General features: G+C 42.5%; 1 protein-coding gene. It reads right to left on the bottom strand.

Annotated elements, in window-relative coordinates:
- Nucleotides 1-82: 82 nt before the first annotated feature.
- On the bottom strand, nucleotides 83-3,373 hold a 3,291-nt coding region (locus J6I68_RS03040), incomplete at its 5' end, for an acyl-CoA dehydratase activase-related protein (RefSeq protein WP_292217271.1).

Here is a 3,373-nt window from a genome sequence, read left to right as displayed (position 1 = left end):
GGTTCTACTGTCAGGTTTTATCTAAGTAAAACCTGACAGTAGAACCGTCCCCGTGTCAGTAGAACCGTCCCCGTGTCTTATTTTATGCTAATTTCTGTGGCTTTTTATTATCTGAATTAACTTTTTTCTGGGCTGTAGAAAGCATAAGCTTAATTCTGTTAAGCTGGTTTACTTCAGATGCTCCTGGATCATAGTCGATTGCTACGATGTTGCAGCCAGGATATAGGTGTCTCATCTGTTTTATAACGCCTTTACCAACAACGTGGTTTGGAAGGCATCCAAAAGGCTGTGTACAAACGATATTTGTGGCACCTTCTTTTATAAGCTCAACCATTTCACCAGTTAAAAACCAGCCTTCACCAGTCTGATTACCGATAGAAACGATAGGCTCAGCATATTTTACAAGCTCATAGATGCTTGTAGGTGGATCAAAGTGAACGCTCTTTTCAAAGGCCTTGCTTGCGCCGCCTCTTAATCTTTCAATTCCCCATATAGCAGCACGAATTAAAGCTGCAGCTTTTTTGGAGGTTCCAAGCTCTTTTGCCTTGTAGATCTGATTGTAGAAGCAGTAGAGCATGAAATCCATAAGATCAGGCACAACAGCTTCAGCGCCTTCAGCTTCAAGAAGTTCAACAAGATGATTGTTGGCAGCTGGAGCAAACTTAACAAGGATCTCGCCTACAACGCCAACTCTTGGCTTAACTTCATCTGTAAGTTCAATCTTATCAAAGTCCTCAATGATGTCTTTGCACAGCTTCTGGAATCGGATAAAGCTCATGTGCTTGGCTGTTACAAAGTTTTTTGCTTCTATGAGCCATTTCTGATGACATTCATCAACAGAGCCTTCTTTCTTTTCATAAGGACGCATTCTATAGACACATCTCATGAATACATCGCCTAAAATAGCACCATAGGCTGCTCTTTGAAGCATCTCAAAGTTAATTTTAAAGCCCGGATTAGCCTCAAGCTTTGAAAGGTTTAAGGAAACAACAGGTATCTGTTCCATTCCGGCTTTTTTAAGAGCACGTCTGATAAATCCAACATAGTTGGTAGCTCTGCAGCCGCCACCAGTCTGTGACATGATGACTGCAGTCCTGTTAAGGTCATACTTACCAGAGTGGAGCTCATCCATGATCTGACCTACAACCCAAAGAGATGGATAGCAGGCATCGTTGTTAACATATTTAAGGCCCATGTCAATAGCGTGTCTGTTGTCGTTTTGCATTACAACAAAGTTGTAACCACAGGCTGCAAATGCAGGCTCTAAGATATCAAAATGGATAGGAGACATCTGAGGGCACAAAATAGTGTAGTTTTTGCGCATATCTTCAGTAAACAGAACCCTGTTATTGGCTGTTGATCTGATTGTACGCTTTTGAGCTTTCTGTTTACGAACTCTTATAGCAGCAAGAAGAGAACGAACTCTTATCCTTGCACTTCCAAGAGAGTTTACTTCGTCTATCTTAAGGCAGGTGTATATCTTATCAGAACCTGACAGGATATCATTAACCTGATCAGTTGTAACAGCATCAAGACCACAACCAAAGGAGTTTAGCTGGATAAGATCGAGATCATCCCTTGTACGGACATAGCTGGCAGCTGCATAAAGCCTTGAATGATACATCCACTGGTCTGAAACTATAAGAGGTCTTTCAGGAGTTCCAAGGTGTGAGATACTGTCTTCTGTAAGAACTGCAACACCATAAGAGCAGATCATGTCAGGAATTCCATGATTGATCTCAGGATCTACGTGATATGGACGACCAGCAAGGACAATACCGTGTCTGCCATTTTCTTCCATCCATTTAAGGGTCTCTTCACCCTTTTGCTGAACGTCTTTTCTGGCTCTTGCCATTTCGTCCCAGCCATCCTTGGCAGCTCCAATTACTTCTTCAGCCGGGATTTCTGAAAACTCTTTTACAAGTGCATCAGTTACTGTTTCAAGGTTTGTGAATGCCATAAATGGGTTTCGAAGCTTCATTTTACCGTCAGTAATGGCTTCCACATTGTTCTTTATGTTTTCAGAATATGATGTGACAATTGGGCAGTTGTAATGGTTGGTTGCGCCATCAACTTCCTGTCTCTCATAGAAAAGACCGGGGTAGAAGATAAAGTCAACCTTCTGACCTATAAGCCACTCCACATGTCCATGTGAGATCTTGGCAGGATAGCACTCTGATTCACTGGGAATTGATTCAATTCCCATCTCATAGATCTGATGAGTGGATCTTGGTGAGAGAACCACTTTAAATCCAAGGTTTGTAAAGAAAGTAAACCAGAATGGATAGTTTTCATAGAAGTTAAGAACCCTTGGTATTCCAACAGTTCCTCTTGTTGCCTTGTCATCATCAAGTGGCTCATAGCCAAATATTCTTTTGTACTTATAATCAAACAGATTAGGAATGCCTTCTGCGTTCTTAACCTTTCCAATTCCACGCTCGCATCTGTTTCCAGAAATGTGCTGACGACCACCTGTGAATTTGTTGATGGTGAGACGGCAGTGGTTTGTACAGCCCTGACAGGCTGTCATGCTGGTTGAGTACTTAAGGGCATTGATCTGATCAATGGAAAGCATTGTAGTCTTGTAATCGTCCACCTCATTAAAGCGCTCCCTGGCAATCAAAGCAGCACCAAATGCTCCCATGATACCTGCAATATCCGGCCTTATTGCCTCTGCGCCTGAAATGATCTCAAATGCACGAAGAACAGCATCGTTGTAGAAAGTTCCGCCCTGAACAACAATGTTCTGGCCAAGATCCTTGGCATCAGATACCTTGATAACCTTAAACAGAGCATTTTTTATAACTGAATATGCAAGTCCGGAAGAAATATCAGCAACATCAGCGCCTTCCTTCTGGGCCTGCTTAACTCTTGAATTCATGAACACAGTACATCTGGTACCAAGATCCACTGGAGATTTAGCATAAAGAGCTACCTTGGCAAAATCCTGAACTGAATAGTCTAGGGATTTTGCAAAGGTCTCTATAAATGAACCACAGCCAGAAGAGCAGGCTTCGTTGAGCTGAACGGAGTCAACAGAGTTGTTCTTGATGTGGATACACTTCATATCCTGACCACCTATATCAAGGATGCAGTCAACCTTAGGATCAAAGAATGCAGCAGCATTGTAGTGGGCGATAGTTTCTACCTCGCCATCGTCAAGTAAAAGAGCAGACTTGAGAAGAGCCTCGCCATATCCTGTTGAGCAGCTTCTTGCAATCCTTACACCTTCTGGCATAAGCTTGTAGATCTCCTGGATAGAAGAGATAGCAGTCTTAAGCGGGCTTCCATTATTACTAGAATAGAAGGAGTAAAGAAGATCACCGTCTTCGCTGATAAGAGCACATTTAGTGGTAGTTGAACCAGCATCGAT

The organism is Butyrivibrio sp. (assembly GCF_017940685.1).
Lineage (GTDB): Bacteria > Bacillota > Clostridia > Lachnospirales > Lachnospiraceae > Butyrivibrio.
Note: the sequence above shows the minus strand (reverse complement) of the source record. Positions and strands in the feature narration are given on the sequence as shown.